Raw genomic sequence first — 21,443 nt, 5'->3', positions numbered from 1 at the left:
GGCCCCGCGTGTCCAACGAACTGGCCCCGCGTGTCCAACGAACTGGCCCCGCGTGTCCAACGAACTGGCCCCGCGTGTCCAACGAATCGGCCGGGCGTGTCCAACGAACTGGCTTCGCGTGTTCAACGAACCGGCCCGGCGTGTCCAATGTGCCGGCCCGCGAATTTCAGGAATCGGCCCGGCGTGTCCAGCGGAACCAGCCCGGCGAGTTCAACGAGTCAACCCCCTGAGTTCACACCACCGTGCCCGCGTGTCCAACGCCTGCGCGGCCCGAGTCCGAACGCGCCGTGCCCGCGTGTCCAATGCTCCGGAGCCGCGTCTCCACCGTTCCCTGCCGTGAGTCAAAAACGCGCGGTTAGGCGGCGCCCAAGGCGTCGGCGAGGCGGTCCAGCCCCACGCGGAAGTCGTCGAGTGGCAGGTGGCCGAAGCCGAGTCGGAAGACCCGGTCGTGCTCGCCGAACCAGGACCCGCGGCCCACCCGCGCGTCGAGCTTGTCGAGTCGGGCGTAGAACTCGGTGACCGCGGCGTCGGGGAAGCGGTCCTGGGGCAGGCGCAGGCAGCAGATCGCGCCGCCGTCCGGGCGGACGATCTCCACCGGCTGGTCGCGCGTCCACTCCAGCAGCTCGTCGAGTGCCTGTCGCAGCAACCGCGCTCGCGCTCCGAGTACCTCCTCGGCCCGCCGGAGCACCCGCGCGCCTAGGAACTCGTCCAGCGTCGAGCACGCGATCGCGGACACGAACTTCGCCTCGCGCACCCGTTCGTACAGCTCGGCGTCGGTCGTGGTCAGCCAGCCCAGGCGCAGGCCCGGCGCGCCGTACGCCTTGGACAGCGAGGCACACGTCACCACCCGTGGCGACATGGCCGCCACCGACGACGGCGCGAGTGCGTCGCCGTACGTGGACTCCCGGTAGGTCTCGTCGACGAACACGACCGCCTCCGGTGCCCGAACCGCCACCACGTCGAGCAACGCGCGCAGCTCCGCCTCGGTGAAGCGGACACCCGACGGGTTCTGCGGCGACGCCACCGACACCAGCCGCGTGCGCGGCGTCAGCGCGGCGGCGACCTCCGCCACCGGCAGCCGGTAGCCCTCGTCGAACGACAGCGGTACCTCGTCCACGACCGCGCCCAGCCCCTCGGGAACGCTTCGCGCGGGCGGGAAGCACGGCGTGGCGAGGAGGACCCGGTCACCGGTCCCGCACGTCGCCTGGGCCAGCAGGAACATCGCGGCGACCGCGCCGACGGTCACCAGCACCTGGTCGGCGGCCACCCCGCTACGAGCGGCGATCAACGCCCGAAGTTCGGCGTCGCCCCGGGACGTGCCGTAGCCGAGCAGCACGTCCGCCAGTTCGGCGGGGTCGGCGAGCTCACTGGGACGCAGTGACGGGCAGGTGCTCTCCGCCAGGTCGTAGCGCACAGGACGGTCGATCAGCATGGTCATCGCGTTGGGTGCGAAGGACGTCATGACGACCATGCTCGTGACGCGGGAAGAGACAGGGCAGAGCCAATTCCGCTAAATTGGTTTGTCAATGGAGCCAATCAGTCTGGTGGAGCGTCTGGGGCGCTGGTCGTCCGGTCGCGGTCCCCTGTACGTGCTGCTCGCCGCCCGGCTGCGTGAGCTGATCGACGAGGGTGAGCTGCCGCCCGGCACCGGGCTGCCGCCGGACCGCGCGCTCGCCTCGGCGCTCGCGGTCGGCCGCACCACGGTCGTCGCGGCCTACGAGCAGTTGACGGTGGAGGGCCGCATCGTGCGCCGGCAGGGCAGCGGCACCAGGGTCGCCGGCGAGGAGGCGGCGCCGCTGCGGACGACCACCGACGCACCTTCCTTCCTGCACCTGCTCGAGCCGAGGGACGGCGTCATCCTGCTCGCGTGTGCCGCGCCGGACGCGCCACCTCCGGAGCTGGTCGAGGCGTACACCCGGACGTTGCCCGAGCTGGCGACGACCGTGGGTGACATCGGCTATCACCCGATGGGGCACCCAGCCCTCCGTCGTGCGATCGCCGATCGCTACCAGCAACGCGGCGTGCCCACGACCCCGGACCGCGTCCTGGTCACCACAGGAGGGCAGCAGGCACTGTCCCTGCTGGCCCGCGCGCTGGTCCGGCCGGGCGACCGGGTGCTCGTGGAGGCGCCCACCTACCCCGGCGCGCTGGAGGCGTTCCGCGAGGAGGCCGCCGTGCCGCGTGCGCTGCCGGTCGGGCTCCCCGGGCTGGCGGCCGCGGCCGTGGCGCACGATCCCGCCTTCGCCTACGTGATCTCCACCTACCACAACCCGACCGGCGCGGTGCTGCCCGCGCTGCCCCGCCGCCGCCTCGCCGAGGACGCCGCCGCGGCCGGACTCGCGCTCATCGACGACGAGGTGCCCGCCGAGCTGGGCTTCCCCGGGGAGCCCACACCGCCGCCGCTGGCCATGTACAACGATCAGGTGATCACGATCGGGTCGCTCAGCAAGGTCGTCTGGGGCGGCCTGCGCATCGGCTGGGTACGCGCACTCGCACCGCTCATCGCCCGACTGGCCCGGCTCCGCGCCGTGCACGACCTCGGCGGCAACATCCCCGCCCAGCTGGCGGCCGCCTACCTGCTGCCTCGGCTGGACGCGCTGCGGCGGCGCGGAGCCGCGCGGCGGCACGCCGGCCACGACCACCTGCGTGCCGAGCTCGCCAGACACCTCCCGGACTGGCCGGCGCCCGCCGTGCGTGGCGGCCAGACGCTGTGGGTCCGTCTGCCGTACGGCGACGGCACGTCCTTCGCGCAGGCCGCGCTGCGCCAGGGTGTCGCCGTGCTACCCGGCCCGGGGCTCGACGCGAACGGGCGCGGCGAGCAGTACGTGCGCCTGCACTTCGTCGCCCAGCAGGACGAGCTGACCGAGGCCGTCCGCCGGCTGGCCGCCGCGTGGCAGGACTACCGCGCCCCGGGCAACCGCGTCACGTCCCCACCGGCGCTGGCGATCTGACCGGTCAGGACAGCAGCGCGGCGGCGGCGTCCTGATCGTTGTACGCCGCCCACCCCGCGGGCGTGCCGCCGTACAGCTCGTCCTCGACGGTGCGGTCCGCACCGGCCGCCAGCAACACCTCGATCACCTCCAGGTGACCGCTCTCGGCCGCGTGGTGCAGTGCCGTCGTGCCCACCCCGTGCCCCGGCCCGCCGAACGTCCCCCGCACGTTCACGCCAGCTCCCAGCTCCAGCAACCGCCGCACCGCGCGGACCCGGCCCCGGGCAGCGGCCCACACCAGAGCCGTGCCCTGGTACACGTTCGCGTCCACCGAGGCGCCCCGCGCGCACAGCCACGACAACGCGTCGACCGCGTCCGAGCGGGCCGCCCAACTCAGCGCCTCGTCCCGCACCTCCGCAGGTGAGTCGCCGGGCCGCCACGCCGGGAACCCGCTGTGCGGCCGGTAGAAACCGCGGTGGGCACCGGCGGAGGGCGTGTCCCACACCGACTCCAGCAGGGCCACGTCGTCGAGCCCCGCTGCCGTCCGCAGGTTCCCCGGCACCACGCCGCGAGCGGCCAGCACCCGCGCCACCTCGACGTTCCCCCAGAACAACGCGGCCACGAGCGGCGTGCCGCCGTCGCCGCGCCCCGACACGTCGACCGGCGCACCCGCGTCGAGCAGCACCCGCGCCATCTCCGGCAGGTTCGAGTACCCGGCCTGGTGCAGCACGGTCCACCCGTGCACGTTCCCCCGCGCCACGTCCGCCCCCCGCGACAGCAGCGACACGACGAACCGCTCGTCACACGTCGACGCCGCCAGCCCCAGCAGGTCGTTGCCGTTGGTGCCGACCTCGGTCACCAGCGAGGGCACCCGGTCGAGCAGCGCACCCAACCCCGTCAGGTCCCGCGCCTCGATCAACCGGTAGGCCTCCGCGAACGCCCCCTGCCCGGCTCCCGCCAGCAGCTCCGCCCACGAGTCGAACCCATGCCCCCGGGCGAGGACCTCCCGCGCACCGTCAACCGTCAGCGGCGCCGACCACCGCGTGAACTCGGCGACGGCCGAGGGCGTGCCGTCCATCGCGGACGCCAGGAGACCATCGGCCCGTCCCTCGTAGTACGAAGCCTCGGAGCGGAAGGTCTGCCAGGTCATGAGGGCGATCGTAGGTGTGAGCGGCCGGGGTGCAGGCCGCGAACCGCCAAGCGAAGCGAGGCAATCGGATCCTGTGAGTGGCCGCCGGTGTCTGGACTGACGAGCACGAAGGCGCGGCGAGGTACGAGCCCGGCGTCTTCGCGCGCAGGAGGGAAGACACCGGGAACAGGCCGTGAACCGCCGAGCGGAGCGAGGCAATTGAACACGGTAGCGTCGTGAGCGTGGAAGATGGGCTCGACCTCGAACTGTTCGACAGCCCGCCGAAGGAGCGGCATCCCGGCGCCAGGGAGCGGGTGAGCGCGAACGCGCCGCTCGCCGTCCGCATGCGCCCGGCCACCCTCGGCGAGGTGGTCGGCCAGGATCACCTGCTGGGTCCGGGCGCCCCGCTCCGGCGGCTCGTCGAAGGTGCGGCGCCGGCGTCTCTGCTGCTGTACGGCCCGCCCGGCACCGGCAAGACCACTCTCGCGATGCTGGTCTCCAGCGCGATCGGCCGCCGCTTCGTCGCGCTCTCGGCGCTGTCCGCCGGCGTCAAGGAGGTCCGCGCCGTCATCGAGGAGGCGCGCCGCCGCCTCACCCATTCCGGCGAGTCCACGGTCCTGTTCATCGACGAGGTCCACCGCTTCTCCCGCACCCAGCAGGACGCGGTGCTCGGCGCCGTCGAGGACCGGATCGTGCTGCTGGTCGCGGCGACCACGGAGAACCCGTACTTCTCGGTCGTCTCCCCGCTGCTGTCCAGGTCACTCGTACTGCAACTGCGCTCGCTCACCGACGACGACGTCCGCGCCCTGGTCGACCGCGCCACCACCGACGAACGTGGGCTGAACAACACGGTGACGCTTGAGAAGGACGCCGAGGACCACATCGTCCGGCTCGCCGGCGGCGACGCCCGGCGAGCCCTCACCGCCCTCGAGGCGGCCGCCGACTCGGCGATCGCCACCAACGAGGGCAGGGTCGACCTGGCGACGGTCGAGGCGACGGTCGACAAGGCCGCCGTCCGCTACGACCGCCAGGGCGACCAGCACTACGACGTGATCAGCGCGTTCATCAAGTCCATCCGCGGCTCGGACGTGGACGCGGCCCTGCACTACCTGGCCCGCATGATCGAGGCGGGGGAGGACCCGCGCTTCATCGCGCGCCGCCTGGTCATCCACGCCAGCGAGGACGTCGGCATGGCCGACCCGACCGCACTGCAGACCGCGACCGCCGCCGCCCAGGCCGTGCAGCTGATCGGCCTGCCGGAATGCGCACTCAACCTCGCCCAGGCCACCGTCCACCTGGCCACGGCCCCGAAGTCCAACGCCGTCACCACCGCCATCGGCGCGGCCATGGCCGATGTGCGGGGCGGCGCGATCGGCCCGGTGCCGGCGCACCTGCGCGACGGCCACTACGCGGGCGCGAAGAAGCTCGGCAACGCCACCGGCTACCGCTACCCGCACGACGTGCCGGAGGGCGTGTTGGAACAGCAGTATCCGCCGGACGAGCTGGTGGGCAAGGATTACTACACCCCGACCGGTCGGGGTGTGGAGCGCGCGCTCGCCGAGCGGGTGCCGAAGTTGCGCAAGGCGATCAGGGGGCAGAAGTGAAGATCGGGTTCTGGTACGGGTTCCTCGACGACGGCATCCGTCCCACGGATCTCGGGCGCGCGCTGGAGGAGCGCGGGTTCGAGTCGCTGTTCCTCGGCGAGCACACGAACCTGCCGGTCGCGGACGTCGTGACGGCGGCGAGCGAGACGCAGGCGCACATCCACCCGAGGATCACCGATCCGCTGGTCACCCTCGGCGTGGTCGCCGGCGTCACCGAACGGCTGACCCTGGGCACGTCCATCCTGCTCGCCGCCCAGCGCGAACCGATCGTCACCGCCAAGGCCGTCGCCAGCCTCGACCACATCTCGGGCGGCCGGTTCGTCCTCGGCGTCGGCGCCGGCTGGCACGACGGCGAGCTGCGCCAGCACGGCGTCGACCCGAAGGAGAAGGTCGCCGTGCTGCGCGAGCACATGCTGGCCATGCGCGAGATCTGGACCAAGGACGAGGCCGAGTTCCACGGCGAGCACGTCGACTTCGCCCCGATCCAGTCCTGGCCGAAACCGCCGAGCGGCCCCCAGGTCCTCGTCGGCGGCGGCAAGAACCCGGCGTGGCGCAAGATCGCCGAGTACGGCGACGGCTGGTTCCCGATCTACCCGGGCGAGCCGGGCCCACTCGTCGCGGACGTCGCCGAGCTGCGGGCGCGCGCCGCGGACCTCGGCCGCGAGCTGCCGGTCACCGTGATGAACGCGCCACCGGACTCCGACGTCCTGGCCGAGCTGGCCGACGCCGGCATCGAGCGGGCACTGCTGGAGCTGAAGCCCGACGGCCGGGACGCCACGCTCGAGGTCCTCGACCAGTGCGCGGAGCCGCTGACCTGAGCGGATCGGCTCAGCCGTGCACGGGTGGTTCCTCCCGATTTGTGGTGATCCCTTCGTGGTGGTCGACGCACAGCGGGAGGCGGAGTTCGTCAACGGAGACTTTGCGGCAGGAGGGCCGAGCCGAACGGGCCACTCCCGGGCCAGCACGGTAACCTTTCGGCCAATTCCGGACTTCATAACCCCAGGGAGGGCTCGTGTCAGCAGGGCAGATCGCCGCGCTGATCGCGGCCGGCGCGTTCGTGCTGCTCGTTCTGCTGCTGGCGATCCCGTTGATCAAGCTCGGGCGCACGCTCGACGAGGCGACCATCGCGATCCGCAAGGCGCACACCAACACCGACCCGATCTTCTCCGAGGCCAACACCACGCTCACGCGGGTGAACACGCAGCTGGAGCGGGTCGACGGCATCACCGCGAACACCCAGGCGGTCACCGGCAACGTGTCCGCGCTGACCTCGGTCTTCACCGCGACGCTCGGCGGTCCGCTGGTCAAGGCGGCGGCGTTCTCCTACGGCGTCAGCAAGGCGCTCAAGGCCCGCCGCAGGGCCAAGGAGGACACCGAGGGCAGGCACGCGCGCCGCGGCAGGCGCAAGGGGGCCACGTCGTGAGCGGAGCGTGCGGAGTGTGCCGCGAAGCGGGGGAGGTCACGTCGTGAGGCGCCTTTTCTGGCTTGGGGTCGGGGTCGCGACGGGCGTAGCGTTGTCGCGGAAGGCTCGGGAGACGGCTCGTCAGGCCACCCCGGCCGGGATCGCCGGTAACCTGGGTGAGGCGATCAGTGACCTCGCCGGCGCGATCGGCTCGTTCGGGGCCGATGTCCGCGCGGGCATGGAGGAACGAGAAGAGGAGTTGTCCGAGGTGGTCGAGCGGCGGTCCGGGGTCAGCCCCGTGGCGCGGCGTGCCCTCGGCGCCCGGGACAGTGCCGAGGAGCGTGGGGGTCGGCGTGCGAGCCGGCCCGGCGACGCGCGAGCTCGCAGGGCGGGCAGCTGAGCCGCGCCCGGTAGCGCCGCGCTGTCCGCCGTGCCGGACCCTCGCACCTTCTCTACCTCAAGGACCCGACCGTGCAGACACACGAGATCTCCAAGCGATTCACCGACCACTTCACGAGCAGCGGGCACGTCCTGGTGCCCAGTGCCTCGCTGATCCTCGACGACCCGAACCTGCTGTTCGTGAACGCGGGCATGGTGCAGTTCAAGCCGTTCTTCCTCGGTGAGGAGCCGCCGCCGTACCCGCGCGCGACCAGCGTGCAGAAGTGCGTGCGCACCGGTGACATCGACGAGGTCGGCAAGACCACCCGCCACAACACGTTCTTCCAGATGGCGGGCAACTTCTCCTTCGGCGACTACTTCAAGGAAGGGGCGATCGAGCACGCCTGGAAGCTGGTGACGGGCAGCCAGTCCGAGGGCGGCTACGGCTTCGACCCCGAGCGCATCTGGGTGACGGTCTACAAGACCGACGACGAGGCGATCGAGCTGTGGCGCAAGGTCGCGGGCCTGCCCGACGAGCGCATCCAGCGCCGCGGCGGCGAGGACAACTACTGGGACATGGGCGTGCCCGGCCCCGGCGGTCCGTGCTCGGAGATCTACTACGACCGCGGCCCGGAGCACGGCAAGGAGGGCGGTCCCGTCGCGGACGAGGACCGCTACCTGGAGATCTGGAACCTCGTCTTCATGCAGGACGAGCGCGGCGAGCTGTCCCCCAAGAAGGACCACCCGCCGATCGGTGAGCTGCCGGCCAAGAACATCGACACCGGCATGGGCATCGAGCGCGTCGCGTACCTGCTGCAGGGCGTCGACAACGTCTACGAGACCGACCTCGTCCGCCCGGTGATCAGCAGGGCGGAGGAGATGTCCGGCCGCCGCTACGGCGCCAACCACGTCGACGACGTGCGGTTCCGGGTCATCGCGGACCACGCCCGGTCGGGTGTCATGCTCATCGGTGACGGCGTCACCCCGGGCAACGAGGCGCGGGGCTACGTGCTGCGCCGCCTCCTGCGTCGCATCGTGCGCTCGGTGCGCCTGCTGGGCGTGCACGAGCCGGTGCTGGGTGAGTTCGCGAAGGTCGTCCGCGACACCATGGGCCCCGCCTACCCTGAACTGGTCGAGCAGTTCGACCGTATTGACGGTGTGGTGCGCCAGGAGGAGGACTCGTTCCTCCAGACCCTGACGAGCGGCTCGAGGATCTTCGACGTCGCGGCGTCGGAGACCAAGTCCTCGGGCGGCTCGGTGCTGGCGGGCGACAAGGCGTTCCAGCTGCACGACACGTACGGCTTCCCGATCGACCTGACGCTGGAGATGGCGGCCGAGCAGGGCCTGAAGGTCGACGAGGAGGGCTTCCGCCGCCTCATGACCGAGCAGCGCCAGCGCTCGAAGCAGGACGCGGCGGCGCGCAAGGTCGGCCACGCGGACGGCGGCGCGTACCGGTCGATCCTCGAGGACCACGGCACGACCGACTTCCTCGGCTACCAGGAGCTGGCGACCGAGTCGCGGGTCGTCGGCCTCATCTCGGGCAACCAGCCCGCGGTGTCGGCGGGCGAGGGCACGGAGGTCGAGGTCGTGCTCGACCGCACCCCGTTCTACGCGGAGGGCGGCGGCCAGCTCGCGGACACCGGCAAGCTCGTCGGCGACGGCGTGGTGGTCGAGGTGCACGACGTGCAGTCGCCGGTCGCGGGCCTGAACGTGCACCGCGGCAAGGTTCTCTCCGGTGAGCTGCTGCTCGACTCGACCCTCCACGCGGAGGTCGATCCGTCGCGGCGGCGCGCGGTGTCCCGGTCTCATTCAGCAACTCACCTCGTGCACGCGGGCGTGCGGCGCGCGCTCGGCACGCAGGCGGCGCAGGCGGGCTCGCTGAACGCGCCTGGCCGGCTGCGGTTCGACTTCACCTCCCCTGCCGGCGCGGTGCCGCCGAGCGTGCTGGCGGACGTCGAGGACGAGGTCAACGACGTGCTGCTGAACGACTACGACGTGCGTGCGGAGGTCACGACGCTCGACGAGGCGCGCAAGCAGGGCGCCATCGCGTTCTTCGGCGAGAAGTACGGCGAGAAGGTCCGGGTCATCACCATCGGCGACTACTCGAAGGAGCTGTGCGGCGGCACGCACGTGCACCGCTCCGGCGAGATCGGCGTGGTGAAGCTGCTGAGCGAGGCGTCGATCGGCGCGGGGGTGCGCCGGGTGGAGGCGCTGGTCGGGCTGGACGCGTTCCGGTTCCTCGCGCGTGAGCACGTGCTGGTCGGGCAGCTCGCGGAGCAGTTCAAGGTGCGCCCGGAGGAGCTGCCGGAGCGCATCGGCCAGACCGTCGAGCGGCTGCGTGCGGCGGAGAAGGAGCTGGAGAAGCTGCGTGCCGGCCAGCTGCTGGCGTCCGCGGGCACGCTGGCGGAGCAGGCGGAGGACGTCCGCGGCACCGCGCTGGTGGCGGTCGCGGCGCCGGACGGCGTCGGCGGCAACGACCTGCGCCAGCTCGCGTCCGAGGTCCGCAACCGGCTCGGCAACCGGCCGGGCGTGGTCGCGCTGTTCTCCGCGGACGGCGCGAAGGTGAACTTCGTGGTGGCGACCACTTCGGCGGCGCGGGACGCGGGTTTCGCGGCGGCCAAGCTGGTGCCGGCCTTCGCGCCCGCGATCGGCGGTCGTGGCGGCGGCAAGCCCGACCTCGCGCAGGGCGGCGGCGGCAACCCCGGGGGTATCCCGGACGCGGTCGCGGCGCTGCGCGAGGCGATCGACCGGGCGGCCACGTGACCGATCCTGACCGGCCGGGCCGCGGTGATCCGGGGCCCGGCCGCAGGCTGGGCGTTGATGTTGGATCCGTACGAGTTGGGGTCGCACTGAGTGATCCGGCTCCGATCCTCGCGACGCCACTGGTTACCCTGTCTCGCGACGAACGTTCGGGCAGCGACCTCGATCGCCTGGCCGAGCTCGTCATCGAGCATGAGGTGGTCGAAGTGGTGGTTGGCTTACCGAGGACGCTGGCGGCACGCCACGGCAAGGCGGCGGCCATCGCCACGTCCTATGCCCGGCAGCTGGCGCGGCGGGTGCGCCCGGTGCCGGTGCGACTGGCGGACGAGCGGCTGACCACGGTCAGCGCCACCAGAATGCTGAGTGACCGAGGGGTACGGGGGAAGAAGCAACGGGCGGTGGTTGACCAGGCGGCCGCCGTCGAGATTCTGCAAGCCTGGCTGGACGGGCGGGCACGACAGACCCCACCGGAGGCGCCGGCGCCATGACGAACCACCATCACGACAGTCACTACGACGAGGACCTCGACCTGTTCGACGAGGCTCGCACCGAGCGGTTCGCCAAGGTCCGCAGCGGCGGCCGGCGGAAACCACCACCGCCACCGCCCAAGAAGAAGCGCCGAGCCGTGCTGTGGATCGGCATGGTCGTGGTCCTCGCACTGATCGCCGTCGGCGGGTACTACGGCTACAAGCAGCTCACCGGCATCGGCGGCTACGACGACTTCACCGGGCAGGGCACCGAGGACGTCGTCATCCAGGTCAAGGGCGGTGACACGACCGGTGACATCGGCGCGACGCTGACCGACGCCGGTGTGGTGGCGAGCTCGCGGGCGTTCGTGGCCGCTTCCGAGTCCAACGCGAAGGTGCGGGGCGTCCAGCCCGGCTACTACGTGATGAAGAAGAAGTCGTCCGGCGCGGCCGCGGTCCGCCAGATCGTCAACCCGAAGGCGCAGGTCGGCCAGTTCGAGATCAAGGGCGGCGCCCAGCTCGAGAGCATCACCCAGCCGAACGGCGCCGTGGTCGACGGCATCATCGCGATGCTCGCCAAGGCGTCCTGTGCGCAGCTGAACGGCAAGAGCACCTGCGTGCCGCCGGAGCAGCTGGCACAGGTGGCCGCGAGCGGGGACCTGAGCAAGCTGGGCGTGCCGGAGTGGGCCGTCCCCGATGCCAGCAAGGCGGAGCCGAAGCGCCGGCTGGAGGGCCTGATCGTGCCCGGCGTCTACGACGTGCGGCCGGGCTCGACGCCGGACGAGCTGATGACCCAGGTGGTGACCGCGTCGGCGGAGCAGTTGCAGGCGTGGAACATGCCGACGATCGCCGACAACACCGGTTACACGCCCTACCAGATCCTGACGATGGCTTCGCTGTTGGAGAAGGAAGCCATCACCAAGGACTTCGGCAAGGTCTCGCGTGTCACGTACAACCGCCTGAAGATCGGTATGCGGCTGCAGTACGACTCGACGATCAACTACGTGCTCGACCGCCCGGAGATCCACACCAGCGACAAGGACCGCGACGCCGTCGGGCCCTACAACACCTACGGCAACACCGGCCTGCCGCCGACCCCGATCTCGTCGCCCGGTGGGGAGGCGCTGACCAAGGCGGCCAATCCCGAGCCGGGCGAATGGTTGTACTTCGTGAAGTGCGAGAAGGACGGCACGACGTGCTTCGCGGTGGACTCGGCCGGTCACGAGGCGAACAAGGCCAGGGCACAGGCGAACGGTGCCTCCTGAGGCACGCAGGGCCGCGGTCGTCGGCAAGCCGGTGGCGCACTCCCTGTCGCCGGTCCTGCACGGCGCCGCGTACGAGGCGCTGGGCCTGAGCTGGACGTACACGCGGCTGGAGGCGTCGGAGTCCGAACTGCCTGCCCTGGTGGCCGGCCTGGACGAGTCCTGGGTGGGCCTGTCGGTGACCATGCCGGGCAAGCGCGCGGCACTGGAGCTGGCCACGTCGGCGACCCCGCGCGCGCGAGCCGTCGGCGCGGCGAACACCCTGGTCCGCGGTCCGGACGGCTGGGCGGCGGACTGCACCGACGTCGACGGGGTGACGGGCGCGCTACGGGCGGCGGGCTGGTCACCCGGCCCGACCGCGCTGGTCCTGGGCGCGGGCGGCACCGCCCGCGCGGCACTGGCCGGCCTGGCGGAGTTGGGCGTGTCCTCGGCGACGGTCGTGGTGCGGGACGTGGCGCGGGCGGCCGAGGCGGTGGCGTGCGGAACCGCGGTCGGCCTGGCGGTCGAGCTGTGCCCGTGGTCGTCGGCCGACTTCGAGGCGCTGGCGTCGTCGGCGTCGGTGCTGGTGAACACCACTCCGGCGGACGCGGGGTCGGCCGTTGTCCCGGACCTCGCGGCGGTGCCCTGCGTGCTGGACGTGATCTACCACCCGTGGCCCACGCCCCTGGCAACGGCCGTGACCGCGCGCGGCGGCGTGCTGGCGACGGGTCTGGACATGTTGCTACACCAGGCCTTCGGCCAGGTGGCCCAGTTCACGGGCGAGAACCCACCACGCGAAGCCATGCGCAACGCACTACGCGCCGCAACGGGCGAAGTCCTGCCACTGCCACTTTAGAGTGGCGCCGTGGAGGAGAACGAACTACGCGCCGTCACAATAGGCGAGCTGACCCCGCACGCGACGACGATCGTCATCGACGACTACAACCCGGCCTGGCCGTCCTGGTTCGAGTGGGACCGCGCGAGGATCGAGGCAGCGCTGGGGGAGACGGCGATGTCGGTCGAACACACGGGCTCGACGTCGGTCCCCGGCCTACCGGCGAAGCCGATCATCGACATCCTGCTGCAGGTCCCGGACACCGCGGACGAGCCGTCGTACGTACCAGCCCTGGAGGCGGCGGGCTACGTGCTGCGCATCCGCGAGCCGAACTGGTATGAGCACCGCATGTTCCACCGCCGAGCGGAGCCTCACGACGTCAACCTCCACGTGTTCTCCACGAAGCACGCGGCGGAGGAGATGACGAGAGTGCTCCGCTTCCGCGACTGGCTGAGAACACACGAGGAAGACAAGAAGCTTTACGCGGCAACGAAACGCGAGCTGTCCACAAGGGAGTGGCGCTACGTGCAGGACTACGCCGAGGCGAAGACAACGGTGATAACGCAGATCCTGACAAGGGCCCTGGCCTGAACTTTCCCGTACGAAAGTCCCTTTCGCTCGATCTTCTCCTTGCCCCACCAGGCGTCCCCAGTGGACCCTGAACACATGAACCTCTCCCTCCTCCTGGCAACCGCAGGCGCCGCAACGGGCACCGCGTCCCACCACCTACTGACCCGCCTCCGCCGAGGCGCGAGTGTCCACAAAGTACTGCTGCCGCTGATGATGGCGACACTGTGGGCGATAGCCGGCTGGCAAGCAGCGAGCGGCCAACTCCCCTGGTGGTGGCTCCCCATCCCGCTGCTGGTCGCCTGGCTAACGGCAACCCTGACGGCCGTGGACCTGAAACACCGCCGCTTACCCAACGCGCTGACCCTGCCGGCATACCCGGCAACAGCGGCAACGGTGGCACTGGCCTCAACCCAGGCAGGCTGGCAGCTGGCCGAGAACGCCCTACTGGGCGCGACAATCCTGGCCACCTGCTACCTGGCAGTCCACGCGACATCCCCACAAGCGATGGGCGCGGGCGACGTCAAGCTGTCGGGAACCCAAGGCGCGGTAATGGGCGCGGTAGGCCTCCCGGCGGTAGCGGTGGGCGCAGCACTGGCAGCACTGCTGACACTGCTCCTACCAACGCTGACCCCGAAACGCCTCCGCAACCAGTGGCGCTCAGGAATCCCACACGGCCCGGCCCTACTGGCGGCAACCTACGTGATAGCAACGTTTCCCGGACTCAAATCGCCGCCCTAGCCTAGGCGACTGGTGTCGAATGAGGTCCTGTGGATCTGACCAGCAGCGGGGTAATCCGCCGTTCGCGTCCGGAACTGAACGTGATCGAGCGCGTTCTCGCCCGCGCGGTCGTCCGCGGCTGTAGGCTGCCCGCGACGTCTACTGGGGGAGGTCAACGATGCGTGCTCTGATGAGCGTCGTGGTCGCTGCGGCGGTGTTGGTCGGGACGGCGGGTGGCGCGGCGAACGCGGCCGCCGCAGTGCCGGGCGATACGCCGGGAGCCATTTTCACGTTCAAGGCCGACGAAGGGGCTCACCCGGTCGGCGGTCGCTCGGGTGAGTGGGTCGCGCCGGACAGTGAGATCACCGTCTGGGAGCGCGAGAACATCGTCAAGATCGACGCGGCGGAGGGGCTCGACTACATCAGGGTGGAGCTGAACGGCCCCAACCGCGCACCGCTCGCCGTGGGTACCTACCAGGACGTGCGCAACCAGCTGAACGGCCCGGCGGCCAACCCGGGAATCTTGGTGATCTTCCGCGGTCTCGGCTGCGGTGACGACTACGCCGAGTTCGTCATCTACCGGATCGAGCGGGACGTCTCCGGTCAGCTGGTGGCGTTGGAGGCCAGCTTCACCCAGCACTGCGGCTCGCCGGACGGACCCGCCCTGAATGGGCACATCCACTTCCAGGCCTGACCGCCACGACCGCCACGACCACCACGGAGGCCCGGGTAACCGATGCTCGGGACTCCAGGTGGGCATGACAGGATCGTCGGGTGTTGCGTTGGATCACCGCTGGGGAGTCGCACGGGCCCGCGCTGGTCGCCGTGCTCGAGGGCATGGTCGCCGGGGTTGAGGTCACGACCGGGGACCTGGCCAAGCAGCTCGCCCGCCGCCGGCTCGGCTTCGGGCGCAGCCCGCGCATGGGCTTCGAGACCGACCAGGTCGAGTTCCTCGGCGGCGTGCGTCACGGGCTGACCCAGGGCGGGCCGATCGCGGTGCGGATCGACAACGCCGAGTGGCCCAAGTGGGAGAAGGTCATGTCGGCCGACCCGGTGGACCCCGAGGAGCTGGCCGGTCTCGCCCGCAACGAGCCGCTCACCCGGCCGCGGCCCGGACACGCCGACCTCGCCGGCATGCAGAAGTTCGGCTTCGACGACGCCCGGCCGGTCCTGGAGCGGGCCAGCGCGCGGGAGACCGCCGCGCGCACCGCCCTCGGCACCGTCGCCCGTGCCTTCCTCCGTCAGCTGCTCGGCGTGGAGGTCATCAGCCACGTCGTCTCGATCGGCGAGGCCGAGGCGCCCGAGGGCGCGGTGCCCCAGCCCGAGGACCTGGACGCCATCGACGCGAGCCCGGTCCGGGCGTTCGACCCGCGGGGCACCGAGGCGATGGTCGCCGAGGTCGAGGCCGTCAAGGAGGCCGGGGACACGGTCGGCGGCGTCATCGAGGTCATCGTCTACGGGCTGCCGCCGGGGCTCGGCTCGCACGTCCACTGGGACCGTCGCCTCGACGCGCGTCTCGCGGGTGCGCTCATGGGTGTCCAGGCCATGAAGGGCGTGGAGATCGGCGACGGTTTCACCACCGCGCGCCGGTGGGGGAGCAAGGCGCACGACGAGATCGATCCCGCACACCCCGGCATCTCCCGCCGCACGAACCGCGCGGGCGGGCTGGAGGGTGGCATCACCAACGGTGAGCCGCTGCGGGCCCGGGTCGCGATGAAGCCGATCTCGACCGTCCCGCGTGCACTGTCCACAATAGACACGAAGACGGGTGAGCCGGCCGTCGCGATCCACCAGCGTTCGGACGTGTGCGCGGTGCCGCGCGCGGGCGTGGTCCTCGAGTCCGTCGTCGGGCTCGTGCTGGCCGAGGCCGCACTGGAGAAGTTCGGCGGCGACGCGCTGGCGGAGACCCGCCGCAACGCCGAGTCCTATCTCAAGGCACTACAGGAGCGCTGGTGACTGGTCCCGCACTGATCCTCGTCGGCCCGCCCGGATCCGGGAAGAGCACGGTGGGGCGCCTCGCCGGGCAGCGCCTCGGGCTGGAGTTCCGCGACTTCGACCACGACCTCGAGGACGCGCACGGCCTCCCGGCCGGCGAACTGGTCGTCACGCTCGGCCGCGAGAAGTTCCAGGAGTCCGAGCGCGCGCTGCTGGCGAAGCTGCTGCCGGAACACGACGGCGTCCTCGCGCTGGGTGGCGGCACCCCGACCGCACCGGGCGTCCCGGAGCTGCTGAAGCCCTACCACGTCGTGTTCCTCGACGTGGACCTCGACCACCTGCTGCGCCGCGAGGGCCTGGTCCCGCTGCACCCCTGGCTGCTGCCCAACCCCCGCGCCCACCTGAAGGAACTGCTGAACACCCGCCGCCCGATCTACACCGCGGTGGCGACCACGACGATCCCGACCAGCGACCGCACCCCGGAGGAGGTCCTGGCCGACGTACTCGCGTCGATGCCGGTGGCCAACTGAGCGAGGACGAGCCGAACCAAGCACTGACGGGGATCGGCGGGGGCGGCAGCGGGGCCGGGGGAGAGCGGGGACGGCGAGGGACGGGGACGGGGGCAGTAGGGACGGGGACGGGGGCAGTGGTGAGAGGCAGCGGCGGTGAGGGGCAGCACCGAGGGGCAGCGGCGGGGGCAGTGGTGACAGGCAACGGCGGAGGGCAGTGGTGATGAGGCAGCGGCGAGGGGCGGCGGTGAGGGGCAGTGGCGGAGGGCAGTGGTGAGGGGCAGTGGTGAGAGGCGGCGGCGGAGGGCAGTGGTGAGAGGGAGTGGTGAGGGGCAGCGGCGGAGGGCAGTGGCGGAGGGCAGTGGTGATGAGGCGGCGGTGGGGGGCAGCGGCGAGCGGCAGCGGCGAGCGGCAGCGGCGAGCGGGAGTGGTGAGGGGCAGCGCTGGGGGACATTGGCGAGAGGATTACCGAGGGAGCGGCGAGGGACATCGGCGTCGGGGACCGACCAGAGGGAGCGTGGCAGTGGGAGCGGAACCGGTGCGCATCAGGGTCGCCACCGATCGGCCCTATGACGTGGTGGTCGGGCGTGACCTCGGGGACGAGGTGGCCGCCGCGGTGGTGGGGTCGTCCGCGGTGGCGGTCATCCACCCGCCCACGCTCGTCGGTCGGGCCCGGGTCATGTGTGAGCGGTTGCTCGACGCCGGCATGGACACACACCTCGTGCCCGTTCCCGACGCCGAGGCCGGCAAGACCCTCGCGGTCGCCGGACGGTGCTGGGACGCGCTCGCCGCCATGGGCATGGACCGCGGCGGTACGGTCGTGGCGTTGGGTGGGGGAGCGGTCACCGACCTCGGGGGGTACGTCGCGGCCGGGTGGATGCGCGGTGTGCGGCTGGTGAACGTGCCGACCACGCTCCTCGGGATGGTCGACGCCGCCGTCGGGGGCAAGACCGGCATCAACATCGACGCGGGCAAGAACCTCGTCGGCGCGTTCCACGAGCCCGCCGCGGTGATCGTCGACCTGACCACGCTGAGGACCCTCCCGCAGGACGAGCTGGTCCCGGGCATGGCCGAGGTCCTCAAGGGGGGCTTCATCGCCGACCCCACCATCCTCGACCTGTTCGAGGCCGACCCCGCCGCCGCGCTCGACCCGGACGGTGCGGTGCTGCCCGAGCTGGTCCGCCGAAAGATCCAGGTCAAGGCCGACGTCGTCGCCGCGGACCTGCGCGAGGCCAGCCTGCGGGAGATCCTCAACTACGGCCACACGCTCGGCCACGCCATCGAACGCCGCGAGCGCTACCGCTGGCGGCACGGCGCCGCCATCAGCGTGGGTCTGGTGTTCGCCGCCGAGCTGGCCCGCGCCGCCGGCCGGCTGGACGACGCCACCGCCGACCGCCACCGCGGCATCCTCGAGTCGATCGGCCTGCCGACCACCTACGAGCCCGACGCGCTGCCCGAGCTGACCGAGACCATGCTCGGCGACAAGAAGACCCGCGCCGGCCGGCTCCGGTTCGTGGTCCTGGACGGCCTCGCCAAGCCGGGCCGCCTGGAGGACCCGCCGCGGGAGCTGCTGGCGGAGGCCTACGCGAAGCTCACCGCCCCGCGTTGACACCGCCCCTGGCTAGGCTTGCCCGACCGATCCGTGAAGGAGACACGTCATGAAGGTGTTGGTGCTCAACGGCCCCAACCTCGGGCGGCTGGGCATGCGTGAGCCCGACATCTACGGCCACACCACCCACGCCGACCTCGTCGCCCTCTGCGAGAAGACCGCCAGCGAGCTCGGCCTCGACGTCACGGTCCGCCAGACCGACCACGAGGGCGAGATGATCGGCTGGCTGCACGAGGCCGCCGACAACGGCGACCCCGTCGTCCTCAACGCCGCCGCCTGGACCCACTACTCGATCGCCATCCGCGACGCCTGCGCGCAGCTCACCGCCCCGCTCGTCGAGGTGCACATCACCAACGTGCACAAACGCGAGGAGTTCCGGCACCACAGCCACATCTCGCCGGTCGCCGCCGGCGTCATCCTGGGCCTCGGCGTCGACGGGTACGCGCTCGCCCTGCGCTGGCTGGCCGACAACGCGTGAGGCCCATCGAGGAGCGCGACACCGACGCGCTCGTCGGACTGTTCGCCGATCCGGAGCTGAGCCGGTACCACCGGCGCGACCTGACGAACGCCGACCAGGTCCGCGCGCTCGCCGCCAGCTGGCGCGCCCACGAGGGCCCGCCGGGCACCGGCGTGTTCGTCGTCGAACGCGACGGCCGGATGGCCGGCGTCGCGCACCTGCGCGTGTCCACCGAACTGCCCGGTGACGTGCTCGAATGCGGCTGGTACCTGGCACGCGAGCACTGGGGGACCGGCCTGGCCCGCGAGGTCGCGACGGCACTGCTGGACACCGGGCTCGCCCTGCGCGACGCGGTCTTCGCCATCGTCGACGCAGCCAACGCGCGGGCCCGCCGCTTCACCGAGCGCCTCGGCTTCCTCGACGTCGGCGGCGGTGACCACTACGGCGCCCCGCACCGGATCCTCGTCGCCTTCGGGAGCGGACCGGCCCATCCGAGTGGCGTGCATCACGTCGAGCTGTGGGTGGCCGACCTCGCCGCGGCCGAGAAGACGTTCGGCTGGCTGTTCACCCAGCTCGGTTGGCACGAGTACCAGCGCTGGGAACGCGGCGTCAGCTGGCGCCGGGGCAGCGGCTACGTCGTCGTCGAGGACTCGCCCGCGCGCACCGGCGACCGCCACGAACGGACCGCGCCCGGCATCAACCACCTGGCCCTTCACGCCGGCACCCGGGCCGACGTCGACCGCGTCACCGCCGCCGCGCCCGCACATGGCTGGCGCCTCATGTTCGCCGACCGGCACCCCCACGCCGGCGGCCCGGACCACTACGCGGCCTACCTGGAGAACGCGGACGGCTTCGAAGTGGAGCTCGTCGCCCACCAGTGAGTTCGGCGCACGACCGGATGAACGCTCGCTCCACTTGGAGTAGTCCCTACACTGTCTTGGGCTGACCAAGGCAACCGTATGGAGGTTCTTCCACGATGCGCGTTACGCACCGTCGAAGACGCCTGCTGGCCGCCCTGTTCGCTCTCGCCGCCACGACCGCCTGCACCCCCAGCGAGGCCGCGCCCGAACCCCCACCGCGTGCGCCGTCCGAGTCGCAGGCACCCAAGCCCGTCGCCCCCACCAGCATCGAGCCGGTGTCGCTCACGACCGTCGCCGGCCGGCAGAGCCCCGGCATCGTCGCCGCCGGCAGCGGGGACGCGCCCTACAACTACGCGCCGTCGGTGCTGTGGGACGGCGGCCGCTTCCGGATGTGGTGGTGCAGCCAGCTCGGCATCGCCAACCCGCCGGGCGATGACATCCTGCTCGCCGAGTCCGCGTCCCTCGACGGCCGGTTCGCCGGCCCGGACGGCACCGGCGGCACGCCGATCTTCTCCGGCAGCGCGACCGGCTTCGACGCCGTGCACACCTGCGACCCGTCGGTGATCAGGGTCGGCCCGACCTACTACATGTACTACACGGGCGCGGCCGGCGACCACGCGCACGGCAACGCGATCGGCCTCGCGACCAGCCCGGACGGCCGCGTCTGGACCAGGGCGAACGGCGGCCGCCCGCTCGTCACCACGGCCAGGGACGTCGACCGCGGCAACACCTACGGCGCCGGCCAGCCCTCCGCGGTCTACCTCGCCGGCTACTTCTACCTCATGTTCACCGACACGACCGGCCAGGCCACCGGCCACAACGGCGCCGGTCAGTTCGTGCTGCGCTCCCCGGACCCGGCGTTCACCCACGACGTCGAGGCGCTCGGCGAGCACGGGTTCCGCCGCGTGCCCGACACCAGCCCCCGCACCCGCTCGGTCGTCGACGCGTTCAGCGCGGACTGGATGTGGGTGGACGCGCTCGCCGCGTTCGCCATCGCCCACGAGACCCGCGAGGGCACCACGATCACCTTCTGGGACTGGGGTTTCCGCTTCCAGCCCTACAAGCCGCTGCTGATCCCGGGCTCGTGGCGGGAAGGCCCGGGCCTGGTGCGCCGCGGCGACGGGCACGCGGTCGTGTCGACCGACAACCCGTGCGGCAAGGCACCGATCGACCTGGTGCGCGCGACCTACGAGGCGCCGAACGGGCCGTCGGGCCTGCGGCACTTCGGCCTGGACGTGGTGGACTTCGACGCCTGCCGGGAACCGGCGCGCGCGGTGCTCGCGCTCGACGGGTTCGCCGTGCCGTCGCCGAGCCGCACCGTCGACCTCGTGGTGGGCGGCAAGATCGTGCGGTTCGACCGCAGGTCGGTCGCCGCGCAGCTCGCGGTCCGGGTGCTCGCCAAGCGGCCGCTGTCACTGGACAAGGTCGAGGTCGCCGCGCGGGTCACGCCGGGTGTCCCGGTGCGCCGGGCGGTCGGCCGGGGCACGGCGTTCCTGCTGGACGACCGGCTGTGGCAGATCCCCACGGAGAACGTCGTGACGGCCAACTCGTCGGCCGCCCAGGACATCACTCCGCAGCAGTGGGACGCCTACGAACGCGGCCTCGACCTGGCCGGTCCGCCTCGGTAGCGTCCTCTTCGTCGTCGGCCTTCGTCGCGCGGATCCAGGTGCCCGCGCCCAGGCCGATCGCCGCCGGGATCAGCACGAGCAGCGCCGTGAACGCGGCCCCGCCGGTCAGCGCGCTGCCGAGGTCGGCGACCCCCGTCTGGTCCACGAAGATCGACTTGCCGACGACACCCAGGATCGCCGCGCCCCAGCCGGCGATCAACGACGCGATGAGCCAGGTCCGGCCGGCGTCCTCGACGCCCCGCCACTTGTCCACGGCGCCCCACACGGCCGCCACGCCGACGAGCACGCCGAGCGTGACCGCCTCGAACAGCGTCCGCGAGGTCGGGTGCGCCACGCCGTAGTCGGCGCGCACGGTCTCCGCCACCGCCTGCACCACGGCCATCACGCCACCCCGGACCAGCCAAGCTCGCAT

General features: G+C 71.9%; 21 protein-coding genes. 18 read left to right on the top strand and 3 right to left on the bottom strand.

What is annotated here, in order from left to right; all coding sequences use genetic code 11:
- Nucleotides 1-355: 355 nt before the first annotated feature.
- Entirely contained in the window at nucleotides 356-1,462 is a 1,107-nt protein-coding gene (locus ACJ73U_RS07260; protein WP_407776752.1) for a pyridoxal phosphate-dependent aminotransferase, read from the bottom strand.
- Nucleotides 1,463-1,544: 82 nt separating this feature from the next.
- Here ACJ73U_RS07260 and ACJ73U_RS07255 point away from each other — a divergent pair, with 82 nt between their 5' ends.
- Nucleotides 1,545-2,951 carry a PLP-dependent aminotransferase family protein gene (locus ACJ73U_RS07255; RefSeq protein WP_407776751.1) on the top strand — a complete coding sequence of 469 codons (1,407 nt, stop codon included), beginning with the start codon at nucleotides 1,545-1,547 and terminating at the stop codon, nucleotides 2,949-2,951.
- 4 nt (nucleotides 2,952-2,955) lie between these two features.
- On the opposite strand, the gene ACJ73U_RS07250 is transcribed toward ACJ73U_RS07255, so the two are convergent.
- On the bottom strand, nucleotides 2,956-4,080 hold the full coding sequence (locus tag ACJ73U_RS07250) for an ankyrin repeat domain-containing protein (RefSeq protein ID WP_407776750.1): 1,125 nt from the start codon (nucleotides 4,078-4,080) through the stop codon (nucleotides 2,956-2,958).
- 245 nt (nucleotides 4,081-4,325) lie between these two features.
- Here ACJ73U_RS07250 and ACJ73U_RS07245 point away from each other — a divergent pair, with 245 nt between their 5' ends.
- From ACJ73U_RS07245 to ACJ73U_RS07165, 17 genes are all read left to right on the top strand, one after another.
- Nucleotides 4,326-5,663 carry a replication-associated recombination protein A gene (locus ACJ73U_RS07245; RefSeq protein ID WP_407776754.1) on the top strand — a complete coding sequence of 446 codons (1,338 nt, stop codon included), beginning with the start codon at nucleotides 4,326-4,328 and terminating at the stop codon, nucleotides 5,661-5,663.
- Nucleotides 5,660-6,481 carry an LLM class F420-dependent oxidoreductase gene (locus tag ACJ73U_RS07240; protein ID WP_407776749.1) on the top strand — a complete coding sequence of 274 codons (822 nt, stop codon included), beginning with the start codon at nucleotides 5,660-5,662 and terminating at the stop codon, nucleotides 6,479-6,481. Before ACJ73U_RS07245 ends, ACJ73U_RS07240 begins: the two co-directional genes overlap by 4 nt.
- Nucleotides 6,482-6,675: 194 nt before the next feature.
- Nucleotides 6,676-7,086, top strand: a complete 411-nt coding sequence (locus tag ACJ73U_RS07235; protein WP_407776748.1) for a DUF948 domain-containing protein — start codon at nucleotides 6,676-6,678, stop codon at nucleotides 7,084-7,086.
- Nucleotides 7,087-7,129: 43 nt separating this feature from the next.
- On the top strand, nucleotides 7,130-7,465 hold the full coding sequence (locus ACJ73U_RS07230; protein WP_407776747.1) for a hypothetical protein: 336 nt from the start codon (nucleotides 7,130-7,132) through the stop codon (nucleotides 7,463-7,465).
- Between the two features lie 71 nt (nucleotides 7,466-7,536).
- Nucleotides 7,537-10,206 (top strand): alanine--tRNA ligase, encoded by a 2,670-nt coding sequence (gene alaS / locus ACJ73U_RS07225; RefSeq protein ID WP_407776746.1) that lies wholly within the window; start codon nucleotides 7,537-7,539, stop codon nucleotides 10,204-10,206.
- The gene (gene ruvX / locus ACJ73U_RS07220; RefSeq protein WP_407776745.1) at nucleotides 10,203-10,691 is read left to right on the top strand and encodes a Holliday junction resolvase RuvX; all 489 of its coding nucleotides are present in this window, start codon (nucleotides 10,203-10,205) and stop codon (nucleotides 10,689-10,691) included. The genes alaS and ruvX overlap by 4 nt, the downstream gene beginning before the upstream one ends.
- Nucleotides 10,688-11,935 carry an endolytic transglycosylase MltG gene (mltG, locus tag ACJ73U_RS07215; protein WP_407776744.1) on the top strand — a complete coding sequence of 416 codons (1,248 nt, stop codon included), beginning with the start codon at nucleotides 10,688-10,690 and terminating at the stop codon, nucleotides 11,933-11,935. The genes ruvX and mltG overlap by 4 nt, the downstream gene beginning before the upstream one ends.
- Nucleotides 11,925-12,767, top strand: a complete 843-nt coding sequence (locus ACJ73U_RS07210) for a shikimate dehydrogenase (protein WP_407776743.1) — start codon at nucleotides 11,925-11,927, stop codon at nucleotides 12,765-12,767. Before mltG ends, ACJ73U_RS07210 begins: the two co-directional genes overlap by 11 nt.
- Nucleotides 12,768-12,776: 9 nt before the next feature.
- Nucleotides 12,777-13,337, top strand: a complete 561-nt coding sequence (locus ACJ73U_RS07205; protein WP_407776742.1) for a GrpB family protein — start codon at nucleotides 12,777-12,779, stop codon at nucleotides 13,335-13,337.
- A 75-nt stretch (nucleotides 13,338-13,412) separates the two neighbouring features.
- Nucleotides 13,413-14,054 (top strand): prepilin peptidase, encoded by a 642-nt coding sequence (locus ACJ73U_RS07200; protein ID WP_407776741.1) that lies wholly within the window; start codon nucleotides 13,413-13,415, stop codon nucleotides 14,052-14,054.
- A 157-nt stretch (nucleotides 14,055-14,211) separates the two neighbouring features.
- The gene (locus ACJ73U_RS07195) at nucleotides 14,212-14,727 is read left to right on the top strand and encodes a hypothetical protein (protein WP_407776740.1); all 516 of its coding nucleotides are present in this window, start codon (nucleotides 14,212-14,214) and stop codon (nucleotides 14,725-14,727) included.
- 80 nt (nucleotides 14,728-14,807) lie between these two features.
- Nucleotides 14,808-15,989, top strand: coding sequence for a chorismate synthase (aroC, locus tag ACJ73U_RS07190; RefSeq protein WP_407776739.1), 1,182 nt, complete (start codon nucleotides 14,808-14,810; stop codon nucleotides 15,987-15,989).
- Nucleotides 15,986-16,498 (top strand): shikimate kinase, encoded by a 513-nt coding sequence (locus tag ACJ73U_RS07185; RefSeq protein WP_407776738.1) that lies wholly within the window; start codon nucleotides 15,986-15,988, stop codon nucleotides 16,496-16,498. The genes aroC and ACJ73U_RS07185 overlap by 4 nt, the downstream gene beginning before the upstream one ends.
- Before the next feature lie 517 nt (nucleotides 16,499-17,015).
- A complete protein-coding gene (gene aroB, locus ACJ73U_RS07180) occupies nucleotides 17,016-18,086 on the top strand; it encodes a 3-dehydroquinate synthase (protein WP_407776737.1) in 1,071 nt (356 codons plus the stop codon).
- Nucleotides 18,087-18,135: 49 nt separating this feature from the next.
- Nucleotides 18,136-18,564 (top strand): type II 3-dehydroquinate dehydratase, encoded by a 429-nt coding sequence (aroQ, locus tag ACJ73U_RS07175; RefSeq protein WP_407776736.1) that lies wholly within the window; start codon nucleotides 18,136-18,138, stop codon nucleotides 18,562-18,564.
- Nucleotides 18,561-19,424 carry a GNAT family N-acetyltransferase gene (locus ACJ73U_RS07170; RefSeq protein ID WP_407776735.1) on the top strand — a complete coding sequence of 288 codons (864 nt, stop codon included), beginning with the start codon at nucleotides 18,561-18,563 and terminating at the stop codon, nucleotides 19,422-19,424. Before aroQ ends, ACJ73U_RS07170 begins: the two co-directional genes overlap by 4 nt.
- Before the next feature lie 95 nt (nucleotides 19,425-19,519).
- Nucleotides 19,520-21,031, top strand: a complete 1,512-nt coding sequence (locus ACJ73U_RS07165) for a beta-xylosidase (protein WP_407776734.1) — start codon at nucleotides 19,520-19,522, stop codon at nucleotides 21,029-21,031.
- On the opposite strand, the gene ACJ73U_RS07160 is transcribed toward ACJ73U_RS07165, so the two are convergent.
- A complete protein-coding gene (locus tag ACJ73U_RS07160; RefSeq protein ID WP_407776733.1) occupies nucleotides 20,970-21,443 on the bottom strand; it encodes a B-4DMT family transporter in 474 nt (157 codons plus the stop codon). The two genes, ACJ73U_RS07165 and ACJ73U_RS07160, sit on opposite strands and share 62 nt — an antisense overlap.

Origin of the sequence: Actinophytocola sp. (assembly GCF_045807065.1) — a bacterium.
GTDB lineage: Bacteria > Actinomycetota > Actinomycetes > Mycobacteriales > Pseudonocardiaceae > Actinophytocola.
This window is presented reverse-complemented; position numbering and strand designations above follow the sequence as displayed.

Coding starts and splice junctions, on each gene's coding strand:
- mltG (WP_407776744.1), top strand. CDS start 10,688: ATGACGAACCACCATCACGACAGTCACTACGACGAGGACCTCGACCTG.
- ACJ73U_RS07165 (WP_407776734.1), top strand. CDS start 19,520: ATGCGCGTTACGCACCGTCGAAGACGCCTGCTGGCCGCCCTGTTCGCT.
- aroQ (WP_407776736.1), top strand. CDS start 18,136: ATGAAGGTGTTGGTGCTCAACGGCCCCAACCTCGGGCGGCTGGGCATG.
- ACJ73U_RS07160 (WP_407776733.1), bottom strand. CDS start 21,443: ATGCGAGCTTGGCTGGTCCGGGGTGGCGTGATGGCCGTGGTGCAGGCG.
- ACJ73U_RS07250 (WP_407776750.1), bottom strand. CDS start 4,080: ATGACCTGGCAGACCTTCCGCTCCGAGGCTTCGTACTACGAGGGACGG.
- ACJ73U_RS07260 (WP_407776752.1), bottom strand. CDS start 1,462: ATGACGTCCTTCGCACCCAACGCGATGACCATGCTGATCGACCGTCCT.
- ACJ73U_RS07195 (WP_407776740.1), top strand. CDS start 14,212: ATGCGTGCTCTGATGAGCGTCGTGGTCGCTGCGGCGGTGTTGGTCGGG.
- ACJ73U_RS07200 (WP_407776741.1), top strand. CDS start 13,413: ATGAACCTCTCCCTCCTCCTGGCAACCGCAGGCGCCGCAACGGGCACC.